General features: G+C 67.8%; 15 protein-coding genes. 11 read left to right on the top strand and 4 right to left on the bottom strand.

The window, feature by feature from the left end; translation table 11 throughout:
* Positions 1–131: 131 nt before the first annotated feature.
* Genes ACT009_RS01880 through ACT009_RS01860 form a run of 5 tightly spaced genes read left to right on the top strand, consistent with a single transcriptional unit; the run spans position 132 to position 7,326 of the window.
* The gene (locus ACT009_RS01880; RefSeq protein ID WP_445192710.1) at positions 132–1,646 is read left to right on the top strand and encodes a tryptophan halogenase family protein; all 1,515 of its coding nucleotides are present in this window, start codon (positions 132–134) and stop codon (positions 1,644–1,646) included.
* A 1-nt stretch (position 1,647) separates the two neighbouring features.
* Positions 1,648–3,159: a tryptophan 7-halogenase gene (locus ACT009_RS01875; protein ID WP_445192709.1), complete on the top strand. Its 1,512-nt coding sequence runs from the start codon at positions 1,648–1,650 to the stop codon at positions 3,157–3,159.
* The gene (locus ACT009_RS01870; RefSeq protein ID WP_445192708.1) at positions 3,156–4,778 is read left to right on the top strand and encodes a tryptophan halogenase family protein; all 1,623 of its coding nucleotides are present in this window, start codon (positions 3,156–3,158) and stop codon (positions 4,776–4,778) included. Before ACT009_RS01875 ends, ACT009_RS01870 begins: the two co-directional genes overlap by 4 nt.
* The gene (locus ACT009_RS01865; protein WP_445192707.1) at positions 4,775–6,307 is read left to right on the top strand and encodes a tryptophan halogenase family protein; all 1,533 of its coding nucleotides are present in this window, start codon (positions 4,775–4,777) and stop codon (positions 6,305–6,307) included. Before ACT009_RS01870 ends, ACT009_RS01865 begins: the two co-directional genes overlap by 4 nt.
* Positions 6,304–7,326, top strand: coding sequence for a cupin-like domain-containing protein (locus ACT009_RS01860; RefSeq protein ID WP_445192706.1), 1,023 nt, complete (start codon positions 6,304–6,306; stop codon positions 7,324–7,326). Before ACT009_RS01865 ends, ACT009_RS01860 begins: the two co-directional genes overlap by 4 nt.
* Before the next feature lie 247 nt (positions 7,327–7,573).
* Here ACT009_RS01860 and ACT009_RS01855 read toward each other — a convergent pair whose 3' ends face one another.
* Complete coding sequence (locus tag ACT009_RS01855; RefSeq protein ID WP_445192705.1) at positions 7,574–9,229, bottom strand: ShlB/FhaC/HecB family hemolysin secretion/activation protein; 1,656 nt, start codon at positions 9,227–9,229, stop codon at positions 7,574–7,576.
* A 142-nt stretch (positions 9,230–9,371) separates the two neighbouring features.
* On the opposite strand from ACT009_RS01855, the gene ACT009_RS01850 reads away from it, so the two are divergent.
* On the top strand, positions 9,372–9,674 hold the full coding sequence (locus tag ACT009_RS01850; protein ID WP_445192704.1) for a PilZ domain-containing protein: 303 nt from the start codon (positions 9,372–9,374) through the stop codon (positions 9,672–9,674).
* Between the two features lie 19 nt (positions 9,675–9,693).
* Here ACT009_RS01850 and glf read toward each other — a convergent pair whose 3' ends face one another.
* Entirely contained in the window at positions 9,694–12,099 is a 2,406-nt protein-coding gene (gene glf / locus ACT009_RS01845; protein WP_445192703.1) for a UDP-galactopyranose mutase, read from the bottom strand.
* A 322-nt stretch (positions 12,100–12,421) separates the two neighbouring features.
* Here glf and ACT009_RS01840 point away from each other — a divergent pair, with 322 nt between their 5' ends.
* The 5 genes from ACT009_RS01840 to ACT009_RS01820 all read left to right on the top strand — a co-directional run bounded on the left by ACT009_RS01840 (position 12,422) and on the right by ACT009_RS01820 (position 16,884).
* Positions 12,422–12,973, top strand: a complete 552-nt coding sequence (locus ACT009_RS01840) for a DUF4142 domain-containing protein (protein WP_445192702.1) — start codon at positions 12,422–12,424, stop codon at positions 12,971–12,973.
* Positions 12,974–13,119: 146 nt separating this feature from the next.
* On the top strand, positions 13,120–13,911 hold the full coding sequence (locus ACT009_RS01835; protein ID WP_445192701.1) for a ThuA domain-containing protein: 792 nt from the start codon (positions 13,120–13,122) through the stop codon (positions 13,909–13,911).
* An 81-nt stretch (positions 13,912–13,992) separates the two neighbouring features.
* Complete coding sequence (locus tag ACT009_RS01830) at positions 13,993–15,153, top strand: type 1 glutamine amidotransferase (RefSeq protein WP_445192700.1); 1,161 nt, start codon at positions 13,993–13,995, stop codon at positions 15,151–15,153.
* Between the two features lie 60 nt (positions 15,154–15,213).
* Positions 15,214–16,137: a phosphatase PAP2 family protein gene (locus ACT009_RS01825; protein WP_445192699.1), complete on the top strand. Its 924-nt coding sequence runs from the start codon at positions 15,214–15,216 to the stop codon at positions 16,135–16,137.
* Positions 16,138–16,146: 9 nt separating this feature from the next.
* Complete coding sequence (locus ACT009_RS01820) at positions 16,147–16,884, top strand: fatty acid desaturase (protein ID WP_445192698.1); 738 nt, start codon at positions 16,147–16,149, stop codon at positions 16,882–16,884.
* Here the strand turns inward: ACT009_RS01820 and ACT009_RS01815 are convergent.
* Together ACT009_RS01815 and ACT009_RS01810 are read right to left on the bottom strand one after the other, a co-directional pair.
* On the bottom strand, positions 16,775–18,112 hold the full coding sequence (locus ACT009_RS01815; protein WP_445192697.1) for a glycosyltransferase: 1,338 nt from the start codon (positions 18,110–18,112) through the stop codon (positions 16,775–16,777). The genes ACT009_RS01820 and ACT009_RS01815 overlap by 110 nt on opposite strands.
* Before the next feature lie 30 nt (positions 18,113–18,142).
* Positions 18,143–18,763 (bottom strand): arylesterase, encoded by a 621-nt coding sequence (locus ACT009_RS01810; protein ID WP_445193974.1) that lies wholly within the window; start codon positions 18,761–18,763, stop codon positions 18,143–18,145.
* Between the last annotated feature and the right edge of the window lie 2 nt (positions 18,764–18,765).

Here is an 18,765-nt window from a genome sequence, read left to right as displayed (position 1 = left end):
CGGCCGTTTTTGGCACACAAGCGTATTTCTGTGACAAAGTTGCCACATTTACTCGGGCCGTCCGCAAGCACACCGGCTTGACGCACGCTTGTGGATAGGTGACCGGAAGCGCGAGAGGATGACGGATCGCCATGAGCGAAGCGCAACGACAGCGGATCGTGATCGTCGGCGGGGGCACGTCGGGGTGGATGACCGCCGCCGCGCTCGCCAAGATGCTCCCGCGGCACTGTTCGATCCACCTCGTCGAATCCGAAGCGATCGGCATCGTCGGGGTCGGCGAAGCCACCCTGCCGCACATCCGCGCCTTCAACGAGCGGCTCGGCATCCGCGAAGCCGATTTCATGTCGTGGACCCGCGCCACCTTCAAGCTCGGCATCGAGTTCCGCGACTGGGGCCGGATCGGCGACAGCTATGTCCATCCGTTCGGCACCTTCGGGCGCGGCCAGGGTGAGGTCGACTTCCACCATTATTGGGCACGGCTGGTCCATGCCGGCGCCAATCCGCCGCCGCTCGAACAATTCTCGATGGCGTGCACGATGGCGCGGACCGGCAAGTTCGTCCCGCCCACCACCGAGCCCGGCAAGATGACCACCACCTTCGGCTATGCGTATCAATTCGATGCGGTGATGTTCGCGCCCTATCTGCGCGCGCTGGCCGAGGGGCTCGGCGCGGTACGAACCGAGGGCAAGGTCGTCGACGTCGAGCTGGACGGCGAAAGCGGCGACATCCGCGCGATCAAGCTCGACGGCGGCCAGCGCATCGAAGGCGACCTGTTCGTCGATTGTTCGGGGTTCCGATCGCTGCTGCTCGGCGAAGCATTGCAGGAGCCGTTCCAGGACTGGTCGCGCTGGCTGCCTGCCGATCGCGCCGCGGCGATGCCGTGCCGAACCGAGACTGCGGTGACGCCCTATACCAGCGCGATCGCGATGCCCGCCGGGTGGCGCTGGCGGATCCCGCTCCAGCACCGCACCGGCAACGGCTATGTCTATTCGAGCGACTTCGTCAGCGACGATCAGGCCGCCGCCGCGCTGGTCGGCGCGGTCGAGGGCGAGCCGATCGCCCAGCCGCGCTTCCTCCGCTTCAAGGCGGGTCGGCGCGAGCGTAGCTGGGTGCGCAACTGCGTCGCGATCGGGCTCGCCAGCGGGTTCCTCGAACCGCTCGAATCGACCAGCATCTACCTGGTCCAGCAGGCGATCACCGCGCTGCTCGAGCTGTTCCCCGGTCGCGAGATCGTGCCGAGCGACCGCGACGAGTTCAACCGCGTCATCGATCTCGAATATGACCGCATCCGCGACTTCCTGATCCTCCATTATCACGCCACCGAGCGCGACGATTCGGACTTCTGGAACTACGTCCGGACGATGCCGATACCGGATAGTCTGGCGGAGAAGATGGAGCTGTTCCGCCGCCGCGGGCGTGTCGTGAAATATCGCGAAGGCGTGTTCCTCGACGCCAGCTGGGTCGCGGTCTATCTCGGCCAGCGCGTGCTTCCCGCGGGCTACGACCAGCGCGCCGACCTGCCGAGCGCCGACAGCCTCGCCCGCGGCATGGACCAGCTGCGCGCCGAGATTACCGAGCTCGCCCGCGACATGCCCGATCACCTGCGCTTCATCGAAGGCTATTGCCCGATGGCAAAGGCCGCCTGACATGCCGGGCGCGGCAGGATCGCGACCAATCGCGCTCGATCGCCCGATCGCGCAGGTGGTCGTCGCGGGCGGCGGGATCGTCGGCTGGTCGGCCGCCGCCGCGCTGAAGCGACGCCTGCCCTGGCTCGACGTCACCCTGCTCGCGATCGAGCCGCCCGCCGACGCGCTGGCGGACCGGATCGCGAGCACGCTGCCCTCGATCTTCGGCTTCCATGACGATCTTGGTCTCGGCGACGACGATACCGTGGTGCGTGCCGGCAGCCTCTACCGGTTGGGCACGCGCTTCCGCGGCTGGGCGACGGGGTCGCGCGACTACGTCCATGCCTATGGCGGACACGGCAACAACATCGGCGCGGCCTCCTTCCATCATCACTGGGTCCGCGCCGCGCACGCCGGTACCGCCGCGCCGTTCGACCGCCACAGCGTTGCCGCGATGCTGGCCGCAAACGACCGCTTCGTTCCCCCGGCGGAGATCGACAAGCTGCCGGGCACGGGCCTCGACTATGGCCTCCAGATCGATCCGCCACGCTATCGCGGGATGCTCCGCGCCTTCGCGCTCCACTGCGGCGTCCGCGAGCGGCCGGGCGACATCGCCGCGGTGACGATGCGCGACGACGGCTTCGTCGCGTCGCTGCGGCTCGACGACGGCACCGATCTCGCCGCCGACCTGTTCGTCGACTGTACCGGTCCCGCCGCGCGGATCAGGTCCTGCGTCGACGAGGAACGGCAAAGCTGGCGCGCCTGGCTGCCCTGCGACCGGATGCTGATCGCCGAGGTGGCCGCCCCGACGAGCTGCGCATCCACCGACACCGTCGAGGCGGTCCCCTGCGGCTGGCGCTGGGCGGCCGGTGGACGGCACCGCACCAGCATCGGCCTGGTCTACAGCAGCGCCCATGCCGACGACGCGGACGCCGCGGCGTTGCTGGGCGCGCCGCAACCGGCGCGTGTGGCGATCGATGCCGGCACCCGCCCCGCCCCGTGGCTGCGCAACTGCGTCGCGATCGGCGACGCCGCGACTGCGATCGAGCCGCTGGAATGGACCAACCTCCACCTGGCGCACAGCGCGATCGACCGGATGATCGCGATGCTCCCGGATCGCGCCTGCGCCGGGGTCGAGACCGGCGACTTCAACCGCCAATGTGCGGCGGAGGCGATGAGGGTCCGCGACTTCGTGATCCTCCATTATGCCGTCTCGTCGCGGATCGAGCCGTTCTGGCGCGCGGTCGCCGCGATCGAACCGCCCCCCTCGCTCGCCCATAGCCTCGCGCAGTTCCGCGAACGCGGGCGCCTCCCGATCTACGAGGAGGAGACGTTCGCGCGCGACAGCTGGCTGGCGGTGCTGCTCGGCCAGGGCGTGTTGCCGCGCCGGTCGGACCCGCTGATCGACATCGTCCCCCCGCAGCAATCCGACGCGCTGATGGCGTCGGTTCGCGAGACCATCGCCACCGCCGTCGCCCAGGCGCCGACCCAGGCCGCTTTCCTCCAAGCCATGAACAGGCAGATCGCCCGATGAACGAACACACGATCCGCGACGTCGTCATCGTCGGCGGCGGCACCGCCGGCTGGATGGCGGCCGCCGCACTGTCGCGTTTCCTCGACAATGGCCATACCCGCATCACGCTGATCGAATCCGACGAGATCGGCACCGTCGGCGTCGGCGAGGCGACGATCCCGCCGATCATCACCTTCAACCAGATGCTCGGCATCAACGAGAACGATTTCCTCCGCGACACCGGCGCCACCTTCAAGCTCGGCATCGAGTTCGTCGACTGGGGCGGGTTGAACGAGCGCTATTTCCACCCGTTCGGCTTCCACGGCCGCGATCTGCAGGGCGTGCATTTCCACCAGCTCTACCTGCGCGAACGCCAGCGCCGGGTAATGCCCGATATCTCCTCCTGGTCGATGAGCGCAGTGGCCGCCTCGCGCGGTAAATACGGCCGCGCCGCCGAAGGCGCGCAATCGCCGATCAAGGAACTGCTCTACGCCTTCCATTTCGACGCCGGGCTCTACGCGCAATTCCTGCGCCGCTATGCCGAGCGCCGCGGGGTTCGGCGCGTCGAGGGCCGCGTCGTCGATGTCGCGCAACGCGCCGACGGGCATGTCGAAGCGGTGACGTTGGAGAGCAGCGAAAAGATCGGCGGCGAGCTGTTCCTCGATTGCTCCGGGTTCCGGGGCCTGCTGATCGAGGAGACGCTGAAGACCGGCTATGACGATTGGAGCGAGTGGCTGCCCTGCGACCGCGCGATCGCGGTGCCGACCGACTATCCCGGCGACCCCGACCCGTTCACCCGCTCGACCGCGCGCGGGGCTGGCTGGCAATGGCGGATCCCGCTCCAGCACCGAATGGGTAACGGGCTGGTCTATTCGAGCAAGTTCATGTCCGACGACGACGCGGAGCGGCTGCTGCTCGACAATCTCGAGGGCGCGCCGCTTGCCGCCCCGCGTCGCATCCAGTTCACCACCGGCCGGCGGCTGTCGTCGTGGAACGCTAACGTCGTCGCGCTGGGCCTGTCGAGCGGCTTCATCGAACCGCTCGAATCGACCAGCATCCACTTCATCCAGTCGGGCATCGCGCGACTGATCGCGCTGTTCCCCGACAAGCGGTTCGATCCGGTCGAACGCGACGAATACAACCGCCAGATGCGCGACCTGTACGAGGACGTGCGGGACTTCGTGGTCCTCCACTACAAGGCGACGACGCGGAACGACACGCCGTTCTGGGATCATTGCCGGACGATGGCGGTGCCCCCCACCCTCCAGCGCAAGATCGACCTGTTCCGGGCCAAGGGCCGGCTGTTCCGCGATGCCGCCGAACTGTTCGCGACGACCAGCTGGGTCGCGGTGTGCCTCGGCCAGCATATCGTACCGGCGGAGCACGAGCCTGCGGTCGATGCGCTCGACGAGGACAAGGTGGCGCACGCGCTCGAGCAGATGCGGTTGAGCTATCTCGACGTCGCCGATCGGCTGCCGACCCATGGCGACTTCATCCGCGCCTGCGGCCCCGCGCCCTTCGCCAAACCCGGCTTTGCGCCGCCCCCGCCCCCATCCCCGCCCCCGGCCGAAGACGAGGTGCCGACCTTCTCGTTCACCGCGGAATCGCCGTTCGCCGCCACCACCGGATCGCCGGTATGAGGGCGAATGCGATCCGCCGGGTGGTGATCGTCGGCGGCGGCACCGCGGGCTGGATGGCCGCTGCGGGCATCGCACGGGTGATGGGCGAGATGCCGCATCTGTCAATCGAGCTGGTCGAATCCGACGAGATCGGCACCGTCGGCGTCGGCGAGGCGACGATCCCGCAGATCGGGCTGTTCAACGCGATGCTCGGGATCGACGAGGCGGATTTCGTCCGCGAGACCCGCGCGACCTACAAGCTCGGGATCGAATTCGTCGATTGGACGCGGCTCGGCGACCGCTACGTCCACCCGTTCGGCTTCTACGGCATCGACATGAAGGGGATCCAGTTCCACCATCATTGGCTGAAGGCACGCGCGCTCGGCGACCGGACCCCGCTCGACGCCTATTCGCTGGCGGTGGTCGCGGGGCTGCGCAGCAAGTTCGCCCACCCCCGCCCCGATCAGCCCAACTCCCCCCTGTCGAAGCTCGGCTATGCCTTCCAGTTCGATGCCGGGCTCTACGCACGCTACCTGCGGCGGCTGGCGGAAGGCTGGGGCGTGACCCGTACCGAAGGCCGCATCGTCGATGTCGAACGTGGTGGCGAGAATGGTCATGTCACCGCGCTCGTCCTGCAATCGGGCTCACGGATCGAAGGCGACCTGTTCGTCGACTGTTCGGGCTTCCGCGGCATACTGATCGAGGAGGTGATGGGCGCGGGGTTCGAGGACTGGACCGCCTGGCTGCCTTGTGACCGAGCCTATGCGGTGCCGTGCGAACTCGGCGGCGACGATCACCCGCTCACCCGCTCCACCGCACGCGGCGCCGGCTGGCAATGGCGCATCCCGCTCCAGCACCGCATCGGCAATGGCTACGTCTATTCCAGTGCGCACATCTCCGATGACGAGGCCGCGGCCACCCTCCTCGCCAACCTCGACGGCGCGCCGCTCGCCGAGCCCAGGCAGCTCCGCTTCCGTGCCGGGCACCGCCGCCGCGCCTGGGTCGGCAACGTCGTCGCCCTGGGATTGGCCGGCGGATTCCTCGAGCCGCTCGAATCCACCAGCATCCACCTCGTGCAATCGGGCATTGCGCGGCTGATGACGCTTTTCCCGACCAAGGACTTCGATCAGGTCGAGATCGATCGGTTCAACGAGGAATCGGTGCAGGATTACATCGACATCCGCGACTTTCTTGTGCTTCACTATAAAGCGACGGAGCGCAACGACACGCCGTTCTGGGACTATTGCCGCACGCTCGAACCCCCGGCCGGCCTCGCGCAGAAGCTCGCGATGTTCGAACGCAACGGCCGTGTGTTCCGCGAAGGCAACGAGCTGTTCACCGAGACGAGCTGGCTCTCGGTGATGGTCGGCCAGGGCCTGGAGCCGCGCGGCTATCACCCCGCCGCCGATCTCCTGCCCGAGGAGGAAACGCTGACCCGCCTGCGCCACATCCGCGAGGTGGTCGCCGGCACCGCCGACGCGATGCCGCTCCAGCAGGATCATCTGCGCCGCATCGGCTGCGCGGCGACGCCGTTGCGCCGCGCCTCGTGACGCTCTCCGCCCCCACCCCGATCCGCGAGTACAGCGGGGTGACGCGCGAGCAATTCGATCGCGAGATCCGCCCCGCGCGCCAGCCGGCGATCCTGCGCGGGCTCGGGCGCGACTGGCCCGCGGTGCAGGCCGCCCGGGAAAGCGGAGAGGCTGCAGTCGCGTATCTCAAGGGCTTCAGCCATGCCGATCCGGTCAACGCGATCGTCGGCGAACCCGAGATCGAAGGCCGCTTCTTCTACACCGCCGACCTGACCGGGCTGAACTTCGCCCGCGGCAAATCGCCGCTCGATCCCTTTCTCGACCGGCTGCTCCGCGATCGAGATGCGCTGCGCCCCTACGCGATGGCGGTGCAGTCGATCCCCACCCCCGATCTGCTGCCCGGGTTCGCCGAGCGGAACCACACCGACCTGGTCGATGCATCCGTGGTGCCGCGGCTGTGGCTCGGCAACGCGATCCGGGTCGCGACGCATTACGATCTGCAGGAGAATATCGGCATCGTCGTCATCGGCCGGCGGCGCTTCACGCTGTTCCCGCCCGATCAGATCGCCAACCTCTATATGGGGCCGCTGGAACTCACCCCCGCGGGCACCCCGATCAGCCTGGTCGATCCCGTGGACCCCGATCTCGATCGGTATCCCCGCTTCGCCGAGGCGATGAAGGTAGCGCAGGCGGCGACGCTGGAGCCCGGCGACGCGATCTACATCCCGTTCCACTGGTGGCACGCGGTCGACTCGCTCGCGCCCGTCAATGCCTTCATGAACTATTGGTGGAACCCGGCCGCGACCCTCGGCGGCAATCCCTATGACGCGTTGCTGCTCGCGCTCTACTCGCTGCGCAACCTGCCCGAGGACCAGCGCGAGGTATGGCGGACGATGTTCGACCATCTCGTCTTCCAGCGCAACGGCGACCCGGTGGCGCATCTGCCCCCGACAGTTCAGGGCGTACTCGGTCCGCCGACCCCCGAGCTTGCCGGCCGGATGCGCGCGACGCTGCTCAAGAGCCTGTCGGAGAAGCCATAGTTCCGGTTTTGTTCTGTCCTACACGATATGCAAGCGGTACATCCGAGTCGTGAAGGAGAAGAGCCATGGCGATACCCGACGCCCCCGTCCTGCTCGCCGTCGCGGCAGTGATCAGCAGCCTATCCACCCTGGTCTGGTCATTCCGTAGACGGGATTGATCGTCGTTACTTGATCCGGTTTCCTGATCCTACCTTTTCACCCCTCCCCTTAGGGGAGGGGCTTGATGTCGGCATGATCACGAATTGCTCTAGAAGCGGTTGGTTATGCGGAAACTCACCAGGGGGGAGCGGTCGCCGCTGTCGTAGCGTATGCTTGACAGCGGCACCGCCAGCGCGACGTCGGCAGTCGCGGTGCGGGTTATCCCGGTGCGGACACCCACCCCGGTCGAGAACAGCGAACCGCCGCCCGTGCCACGACGTAGGTTCCGCGCGACGCCGCCATCGGCGAACGCATAGAGCTGCGGCCGCACCAATGGACCCACCGCTTTCGCCACATCGTAGCGCAACTCGACCGACGCCATCGCCGCATCGTCGCCGATCCGCTCGCTATAGTCATAGGCGCGCAGGAAGCTCCCGCCACCGAGCCCGGTTTCCTCCGACACCAGCAGCGGTTGTGCCGCCACCTGCGTGGCGACGTCGACCTGGGCGCCGAACCCGCCAACCGGGGTCATCGTCCAGCTCGCGGACATCGCAACGCTGCTGAAGCGCCCGCTCGCATCGTCGCGCGACGCCAGCGGATCCCCGCGCCTGGTCGCGTCGAACAGGTCGAGCCCTTGGCTGAAGGTAACGCTGGTCCGCAGCCTTCCCCCCGGCGTCGCGGTGAAGCCATAGGCGCCGACCCGCGCGACGGTCAGCCGATCGCGGCGAACCCGACGGTCGGCGCGGGACTGTTCGACGGTGCGGAGGCCGATCGATCCTTCCACCCACAGGCTGGTCTGGCGGCGGCGCAGCAACGGATGGAGCGCGTTGAGCCCGGCGGTCCAGCTCCGTCCCTCGATCTCGCGGGATCGCAGATACGACCCCGGCAGCGCGCGCGAATAGCTCACCGACATCGCGACCTCGGTGCCGTCGGTCGCGACGCGCTTGCCATAGCGCAGCCGCGCGTAGCCGAACTCGCGCGGCTCGGCCGGTGTCGTCAGGGCGGTGAAGGTGACGAGATCGTCGTCGGCGAACAGCTGGCTGTAGCGGACGGTGACATCGCCCTGGATCGGCCCGATCGCCCGCGATCCTGAATTGTCGATGCCGATGCTCGCGCCGACGCGGTTGCGGATCGCCTCGACCACCAGCACCCCGCGCGTGCCTTCGCGCACGAACTGCGACCGGCGCAGCCACATGCCGTCGACGTCGCCCGCGATCAGCAGGCGGCGTTCCAGCGCGCCGATCGTCACCGGCCCGCTGCCGATCAACGGCGCCAGCGCCGCGCGCACCGCGCGATTGTCCGCACCGCGGATCCGCAGTTCGTCGATCCGGCCTTCGTCGATCGACACCCGCAGCACGCCCGCGGTCACCGCCTGTGGCGGGATCGTCGCCTGCGCGAACACATAGCCCCGTGCCCGCGCCCGCTCGGCGACCAGATCGGCGAGGCGGGCGAGGTCGGCGGGCGTCAGGGTGCGACCGACATGCGCGATGATCAGGTCGGCGAAGTGGGACGCGTGCAGCCGCTCCAGCCCGACGATCGTGACCGCCCCGACCATCACCGCACGATCGAGCGTCACCGCCCGCGCCGCCCCGGCAACGGTAAGATCGACCCGCGGGCCATCTCCGGGCGGTGCCGGCGCAGGCGCGCTGGGTTCGACCTTGGATGGATCGACCCGGTCGAGGATCGTCTGCGCCGCGGCGCCCTGCCCCGCGAAGAGACAGGCCAGCCCGGCCGCTGTTAGGATAGAACGCGTAAGGAAAGCCACCGCACCGCCTCTGAACTCGTCGGCACGGCCTAGGCGCAACCCGTTAAAAAAGCGGAAGTCTGCACGGCGTTAACGACGGTCGGTGACAGGTTGGTCGCCTGCGCACGGTAGCGCATTGATCGTATCTACCCGAAGGCGACCGATGGACGACGCGACCGACAGGGCTCCGATTCGAGCCCAGGCCAGATTGAAGGTATTCCAGCCCGCCGAGCTTCAGGTCGGCGACACGGCGACCCGCGTCCATGTCCTCGACCTGTCCGCGCTCGGCGCGCTGATGCACGGCCGCGTCGATCTCGATCCCGGCAAGCAGGTGACGCTCCGCTGCTGCGGCTGGTCGCGCTCGGCCAGCATCGCCTGGGCGGCGAGCGGGCGGTTCGGCCTGCGCTTCAAGCAGGCGCTGACCGCGGCGCAGATCGCCTCGGCGACATTCCGATCGGAAAGCTGAGGATCGAGCCTACGCTGCCTTAGCCCCGCGTGCCTGTCGCCAACGCCGGCGCCGTCTTGGGTGCCAGCGCCACATCGTTGTCGGCGAGACTTGCAGCCACCGGCATCCGCACGACGTCACTCTTGCCCGCCAGCTTCGTCGCCAGCTTGCGGAACGCGGAGAACGCCTGACCCACGACCTGGTCCATGTTGTAGTAACGGTACGTCGCCAGTCGCCCGACGAAGGTCACGTCCGACTGCGCGATCGCCAGCGCCTCGTATCGCTTGAACAACGCCTGGTTCTCGGGCCGCGGGATCGGGTAATACGGATCGCCGGTCGCACTCGGGATCTCGTAGGTGATACTGGTCTTGGCCGCTTCCTGTCCGGTCAGGTACTTATACTCGGTGATCCGCGTGAACGGGATCGCTTCCGACGGATAATTGACCACCGCGGCGGGCTGGAACTGCACGCGATCGTGGGTCTCGTGCTTGAACTCCAGCGAGCGATAGGGAAGCCGGCCGTAGCGATGCCCGAAATACTCGTCGATCGGCCCGGTGAAGACCAGATGATCGTGCGGATACGCCGCCCGTGCATCGAGATAGTCGACCCCTAGCAGCAGATCGATGTTGGGATGATCGAGCATCCGTTCGAACATCTTGGTGTAGCCGTCGAGCGGCATCGCCTGAAAGGTGTCGGTGAAATAACGATCGTCGGTGTTGGTGCGGGTCGGCACGCGCGACGTCACCGATTTGTCGAGCTCGGACGGGTCCATGCCCCATTGCTTGCGGGTATAGCCCTGGAAGAAGGTCTCGTAGAGCTCGCGCCCGACCTTCGCCACCACCACGTCGGCGGAGGTGCGGATCGTTTCGACCGGCTCGGCGCGGCTCGCCAGGAATGCGTCGACCGCCTCGTCGCTGTCGAGTTCGAGATCATAGAGCTGGTTGAGCGTGGTGCGGTTGATCGGCATCGGCACCAGCTTGCCGTCGACGTCGGCGAGCACGCGGTGCTCGTAGGGGCGCCATTCGGTGAAGCGCGACAGATAGTCGAACACTTCGGCCGAATTGGTGTGGAAGATGTGCGGACCGTATTGATGCATAAGGATGCCCGCGTCGTCGTAGCGATCGAAGGCGTTTCCCGCGACGTGCGGACGGCGATCGACCACCAGCACCTTCTTGCCGAGTTCGGACGCGAGCCGCTCCGCCATCACTGCACCCGCGAACCCGGCACCGACGATCATGACGTCATAGCGCGTCGGCGCGGCGGGCCAGGTGGTCGGAGAGACAATCGGCTGGTGGATCCGCTGCCCGGCGGCGACGCCTTCGATCAGGCCGGACATCTGCGCGAAGGTCGCATCCCACGACAGCGTCGACAGCAGCTTGTCGCTCTGCCCGCGCCAGTCATCGTTACCCTGCGCCAGTGTCAGCGCCGCATCGCAGGCGGCGACGAACGCGTCGACTCCGTCGGTGATCGCGACCGCGTCGATCTCGCCATAATGGCGGATCACGTCGACGATCGGAGTCGACACCACCGGCTTGCCCGCCGCGAGATATTCGGGGGTCTTGGTCGGACTGATGAAGCGCGTCGCGGCGTTGATCGCGAACGGCATCAGCGCGACGTCCCAACCGCGCAGATAGTCGGGCAGCTCAGCGTAGTCCTTGCCGCCGAGATAATGGAGGTTGGCGCGGCGCGGCAATTCGTCCTCACTCACCTTCACCACCGGGCCGACCAGCACGATCGACCATTCGCGGCGTGCATCGGCGAGTCCAGCGACCAGATCCAGGTCCATCCGCTCGTCGATTACCCCATAGAAGCCGAGCCGTGGATGCGGCAGCGCCGCCTGATCGGCAGGATCGACGCCGGCCTTTCGCGCGGTGGCGAAATGCGCGACGTCGACGCTCGATGGGAACGGATGGATGTTGGCGTGGCGCGATCGCTTGGCCTCGTACAGGCTGTAGCCGCCGGTGAAGACCAGATCGGCCTCGTCGAACAACCGCCCTTCGGCGTCGATCAGGCTCGGCGGCGCGCCCTTGAAGCCGGCCAGTTCGTCCATGCAGTCATAGACGACGCACTCGGCGGGGACGTGCGCGGAGAAGTCGAGCATCATCGGTGTGTAGTACCAGCGCACGAAAGGACCGGGTTCACGCGCGACCAGATCGTCGAGCAACGCCGCCAGCATTGGATCGAGTTTCGCCGCGTCGGTGCCGTGCGGCACCACCGGCGTCAGCACGACGACGCCGGTCTGCTCGCACACCGACGTTCGCAGCGTGGCCGCGGAGACGTCGCCATAGTCGGGCTCCTCCCAGAACAGCACCCGGTTGCCGCGCGCGAACCGCGTCATCAGGTGCTGCGGTCGTTGGAAGACGAAGGCCCACCGCAAATGGCTGAAACACAGCACCGTCGAGCCCTTCAGCATCTCGTGGGTAACTGTGTCTGCGGGGATGGGCATGTGAATGGCACCTTGCTGGTCGATGACGTTGTTCAACCACAGCATTGCGCCTCGGTTCCGGGTGTCGGGCCGCAAACGCGCCGGCGTAAATCCACATCAACACGATTGCGGCCCATCGAGCAGCAACCAAGCCGGCGATGGCTAGTTTCGCACGTCGTCACCCATGCGATCGCGATCGCTCCACTCGCAATCTTTCGATCTGGCAAAGACACTCGTAGAGGATGTGAGGCCTGGTGTATCTTCATCCATTTAGTTGATTGAGATCAAACGGAACTTACTGCAAAGACGACATGTTCAACCTCCCGTACCCCGTGGGAGAAACATGATGAAACTCGTCAACACGATTGCGGCAGCGACGCTGATGTTCGGTACTGCGGCCAGCCTCGCACAGACCCCGCCGCCACCACCGCCGATGGAGGCGAAGAGCAGCGCCGTCGCCTATGTCGCGGCTGCCGGTGCCGGCGACCTGTTCGAGATCAACTCCAGCCAGATCGCCTTGCAGAAGTCGCAGAATGCGGGGGTGCGATCGTTCGCGTCGATGCTGATCAAGCACCACACCAAGACCACCGCCGCGACGATGAAGGCAGCAAAGAAGGCCGGGATGAGTCCGCCGCCGCCGGCGCTCGACCCCGGCGCTACGGCATCGATCAACGAGCTGCAGAGCGCCAGTGCGACCGACTTCGATCGCATCTATCTCGCGCAGCAGATCCCCGCGCACCAGGCCGCGCTCGACCTGCACCAGAGCTATGCGACCGGCGGCGACCAGGCGGCACTGCGCACCAGCGCGAAGGCCGCGGTGCCGATCGTAAAGCAGCACATCGCCGCCGCGACGAAGCTTCAGGGCGGCAAGATGGGCGCGATGTCGGGCATGTAACCGAGCGCGCCGGTCTACCGACGAGGACGAGCCGTGCGCCCCTGGCGTGCGGCTCGTTCGCGTTCTGCACGATCGCGACGCTTTGCACTTGCGCTCGGCGTCGCGGGCTGGCTGATGATCCGCAACGATATCGAGAGGATGAGCCGATGAAGAGGCTTCTGGTAATTGCCGCGCTGCTGACCTGTGCCCAGGCGAGCCCCGATCCGCATCGTCCCGCCCCCACCTACGACACCACTGCCCCCGCCCTGCCCGACGGGCTGAAGGGCGCGGTGCTGATCGTGTCGAAGACCAATGGCTGGCGTCACCTCGAACATCTGCCGCATTCCAACGCGGTGCTCGCCGATATCGCCAAGGCGCTCGGCAAGCGTAGCTTCGCGACCGAGAACGCCGCGGTCTTCAACGACGCGCAGCTGCGACACTTTTCGGTCGTCGTGCTCAACAGCGCGAGCGGCGACTTCCTGACTTCCGACCAGCGCGAGGCGTTCGCGCGCTACGTCGCAGCGGGCGGCGGTGTCGTCGCGCTGCATGCCGCGGGCGACAACAGCCATGTCGCGCCGTGGTACGTGAAGACGATCATCGGCACGACGTTCATCGGCCACCCCGGCGGCGAGGATCAGTTCCAGAAGGCCAGCATCCTGGTCGCGGAGCCGAAGCACCCGGTGATGGCGGGCGTGAAGCTGCCCTGGGCGCCCCGCGACGAATGGTACAGCTTTTCGGGCAGCCCGGCGAAGCAGGGCATGCGCGTGCTCGCCCGCCTCGACGAGACCAGCTACCGGCCCGGTGCCAAGCTGACGATGGGGGATCATCCCGTGATCTGGTACAATCCCAACGCCCGCGGCCGGGTGGTGTATTCGGCGCTGGGACACGATCCCGAAGCCTATGACGACCCCAATTACCGCCGCATCCTCACCAACGCCGTCCGCTGGGCGGCGCGCTAAGGTAACTCTCGCCCGTACAGGCGGATCGTTTTCGCCACCGCGCGTTATGCGGTGGAGCTAAGCACCCGCCGGAGAAGTACCTTGCAATTCCTTGTCGCCGAAAGTGAAACCCCCGACGAGCGCGAGGCGCGGCGGGAGAGTGCGGGGAAGAGTTCGGGCGAAACCTATGCAGCGACGCTTGCGCAGATGCGACCCGATGCCACGATCACGATCGTCGCGCCCGCCGACGCTGATCCGCTGCCGCTGACCGCCGACGAGATCGCCGCCTATAATGCGGTCTTCATCACCGGATCGCCGCTCCACGTCTATGACGACACGCCGGAGGTACGACGTCAGATCGCCTTCATGCGCGCGGTGTTCGATTCGGGCGTACCCTCGTTCGGGTCGTGCGCCGGGCTGCAACTCGCGGTCGTTGCCGCGGGCGGGAGGGTCCGCAAGATGGCGGACCGGCTGGAGGCGGGGATCGCGCGCCGCATCGTCGCGACCGAGACTGGACGGACGCACCCGCTGCTCGCCGGTCGCCCGACGGTATGGGACGCGCCCGGCATCCATGGCGACGAGGTCGAGGCGCTGCCCGCGGACGCCGATCTGCTCGCCTCGAACGCAGTCACCCGGGTGCAGGCCGCCGAAATCCGGCACCACGGCAGCGTGTTCTGGGGCGTCCAATATCATCCCGAACTCGCGATCGGCGAAATCGCCGCCGCGCTCCGCCGCCAGGCGCCATCGCTGGTTGATTCCGGCCTGGCCAATGACATTGACGAGGTCGAAACGCTTGCGGAGCGCCTCGATCGCCTGCACCGCGCGCCCGACGACCGGGCCGCGCGCTGGCTGCTAGGGGTCGACGACCAATTCGCCCGCGAGGATCGCCGCCGAACGGAAATCGGGAACTTCCTCGCGAACCTGGCGCTTCTCAGAAGGAACGAGGAAAACGACATGGCCAAGACCCTTACCGCCAGCTTCGACACGCGGCGCGAAGCGGAGATGACGATCGAACGGCTGGTCCAGGACCATGGCTTCGACCGCAACGACATCTTCGTCGTCGCCGAGGGCGACGAGAACAGCGCCGGGCTGGAAGTCGCGGGCTCCGACAATGAATCAGCGCAGCCGAGCCCGGAGACGCGCGACGACGCGGCGCTCGAAGGCCGGATCAAGGTGTCGGTCGACATCGAAGACGACGACCGCGCGGAAACCGTCCGCGCCGCCTTCGCCGAGTTCGACGCGGAGCAAGTCGCCGCCAACTGATTGCGCGTAATTTCCGCGCAAGTCACGGCACGTAAGTACGCGTGCGACGTTTCATCATGGATGAACGACGCGCAGCAAGCCATTGATCGTGTTCGCACCTTTGCCTGGTGGTTGATCGTCGCGATGCTGGTCGCGTTCGTCTCGATCTCGCAACGCGACCCCTTTACGCTCGACGCTCGCGGTGCCGTATTCCCGCTCGCCGGGCTTGCCACCCTCGCCGCGGCGCTGTGGCTCGGCAAGCGGCTGCGGCGTCCACGGTTGTCGCTGGCGAGCGAGACCTTCCTCCAAATGACGCTGTTCACGATGCTCGGCGTCGTGCTCGCCTATGCGATCGCCGCACGCGGTGGCGTGCTCTGGGACGACCGCCTCGCCGCTGCGGACCGCGCTTTGGGTGTCGACTGGCCCGCGATCCGCGCGCTGCTCGATCACCTTCCGCCGCTGATCTGGCTGCTCGGGCTCGCCTATCACAGCCTCGTCGTGCAGATGATCGTCGCGATCGTCGCGCTGAGCCATGCCGGACGGACGTCGGTTCTGCGCATCACCGTGGGAGCCGCGATCCTGTCGGGCTTTGCGACGATCCTGGTGTCGGGGCTGTTTCCCGCGATGGGCAATGTCTTCGATCCGGCGGCGTACCGGCATCTGTGGCCATCGATCGCGTGGCTCGAGACCGGCCTGATCGGCGGGCTGCGCGACGGGTCGATCCGCGTCGTCGATCTCGCTGCGATGATGGGGATCGTCACCTTCCCCAGCTTCCACGCGACCCTCGCCCTGATCTTCATCTGGGCGTTCGGGCATCTCCCCCGCTTGGCGTTTCCCGCGCAATGCTGGGCCGGGCTGACGATCGTGGCGACGCCGGTGTTCGGCGGCCATTACGCGGTCGACGTCCTCGCCGGCCTCGCGCTCGCTCCGCCCGCGATCATCCTGATGCGCCGCCTCGCCCGCCCGATCACGGTAGCGAGTGCACTTGTCCGCGTGCCCGTGTAGGGCGGTGCGGTGACCAGTCTTCCCGCCTCCCGTGCGCCGATCGGCCTCCTGCTCGCCGCCGCGATCGGCGTCGCGTGGCTGGCGATCCACATCGGCGGCATCTTCTTCTGGACGTGGAGCACGGCGCTCGTCCCGGTCGCGATTGTGCTGGTGCTGATCCAGACCTGGCTCAGCACCGGGCTGTTCATCGTTGCGCATGATTGCATGCACGGATCGTTGGTGCCGGGAAGCCCGCGCGCCAATCGCGCGATCGGCACGCTGTGCCTCGCAGCCTATGCCGGGCTGTCCTTCGGGGCGCTGCTGCCCAAGCACCACGCGCACCACGCCGCACCGGGCAGCGCCGACGATCCCGATTTCCACCCCGGCGATCCGCGCCGCGCACTGCCGTGGTTCGTGCGGTTCTTTGCCGGCTATTACACCCACAGCCAGATCCTGCGGATCACGCTGGTCGCGAGCATCTACCTGCTGCTCGGCGCGTCGCTGATCGACATCGTGATCTTCTGGGCGATCCCGGCGCTACTCGCGCTTGTCCAGCTCTTCGTGTTCGGCACCTACCTGCCGCACCGGCATGCAGACGACCCGTTTGCGGATCATCATCGCGCCCGCAGCAACGGCCTGGGGATCGTAGGATCGCTGATCACCTGCTTCCATTTCGGCGGCTATCACCACGAACATCATCTGAGCCCCGGTACGCCGTGGTGGCGCCTGCCGGCGCTGCGCGAGGCGAAGGCGCCAGCGCCGCGCTGACCAGCCCCGCGGCGGTCCCGGCCCCGCCTTCGCCCGCCATCTCGTCGCCCAGCCGCGATGCCGCCTGTGCAAAGGCTGGCTCGTCGATCACTCGCCGCAGCGCGGTCGTCAGCCGAGCGACGCTCAGCCCGCCCGGCGACACCCGCAGCCCCGCGCCGACATAGGCCAGCCGGGCCGCGGTCGCAGGCTGCTCGAACGCGATCGGCACCGCGACGATCGGGATCCGTGCCGCCAGGGCGTCGAGCACGCTGTTGAAGCCGCCATGGAGCACCGCCGCGGTGCAGTGCCGCAGCAGCGCGGTCTGCGGCCAATAGTCGCGGACCAGCGGATCGCCCGGCAGGCTCCGCGCCTCGGCGTCGTTCAGCCCGCCGCCATGTGCCACCACCGCGCGCGCGCCGACTGCGGCACACGCCGCGGTCATCGTCGCGAACAGCGCCTTGCGCCCCCCCTGCAGGCTGCCGAGCGAGCAGAATACCAGCGGCCGATCGTCGGACGAGGGCCGATCGATCGCCGGCTCGGGCAAGCGCCACGCCGCGCCGTAGCGGAACGCGCGCGGCACATCCTGCCGCGGGAAATCGAGCCCGCGTGGGCATTGCGCGATCTGCATCAGATCGGAGAACTCGGCGCGCTCGGTGATCCCCCAGGCTCGGCGCCGCTCCTCGACGACGCGGGTTATCGGCGCCAGCAGCAGGTCGGTCACCGCATAGCCGCCCGCGTTGCGGAACCGCCCGAGCGGTCCGGCAAGATAGGGCCAGTCGACGAATGGCGGCGGCACCTGCGGCTCGCGGATCAACGGCAGCCCGGTAACGCTGGTGACCACCGGCAGCCCGAGCAATCGCGCCACCAGCACGCCCGCGGGTTCGGCGGAGTCGGCGATCACCGCGTCCGCGCCGATCCGCTCGAGCGCCGCGGGCAGTTGATCGAGCAGTGTCGCGGTCATGGCCGCGGTCGCGGCAATCATGCGGTTCAGTCCGATCGGCCCCGTCGCCGCGGCGAGCTGCGCGACATAGCCTTGCAGCACGTCCGGCCCGATGTTCCCGCATTCCAGCGGCTCGAACCCGATCGGCGCCTCCGCCAATAGCTCGCGCGCCTCCGCCACATGGACCAGCGTTACCCGGTGGCCGAGGTCCTGCAACGCGGCGCCGAGCGCCACCAGCGGGTTGATGTGCCCCGGCAGTGGCGGCGCGACGATCGCGAGGTGCAGCGGGCGGAAGGCGATCGAGGTCACCCCTGGCGAACGACCATGGCGGGCTTCGGTTCAGCGCAGTCGCGCGGTCGCCGGCAGCGCGCCCCGGATCGCACCGATCGAGCGGCGCACGATCACCTGAACTCCCGCCGCGTTCGGATGCAGTCCGTCGGGCTGGATGAGCCGGCGCTGCCCCGCCACCCCTTCGAGGTAGAAGGGATAGAGCGGCACGCGGTATTTGGCGGCGAGCGCGGGATACATCGCCTCGAACCGCCCTGCATAGTCGGCGCCCAGGTTCGGCGCCGCGCGCATCCCCATCAACAGCACCGCAATGCGTCGGCGCCGCAAGTCTGCCAGCACCGCGTCGAGGTTCGCCTGCGCCTGCGCGACCGGCAACCCGCGCAGCATGTCGTTCGCACCCAGCTCGACGATCACCAGATCGGGCGTCGCCTTCAACCCCCGCAAGCCCCAGGCGAGCCTCGCCCTCGCCTGCGCCGCGGTATCGCCCGCCACCCCGCCGTTGCGTACCGTGGCGGCGACCCCCGACCGCCGCAGCGCCACCTGCAGCTGCGCGGTGAAGCCTTGCGCGGGCGGCAGGCCGTACCCGGCGACCAGGCTGTCGCCGAACGCCCAGATCAGCGGCGCGCGCGGTGCCGCCTTGACGCCAGTCGCGGCGAAGGCCGCGCAGAACATCG

Source organism: Sphingomonas sp. Tas61C01 (assembly GCF_052567495.1).
This window is presented reverse-complemented; position numbering and strand designations above follow the sequence as displayed.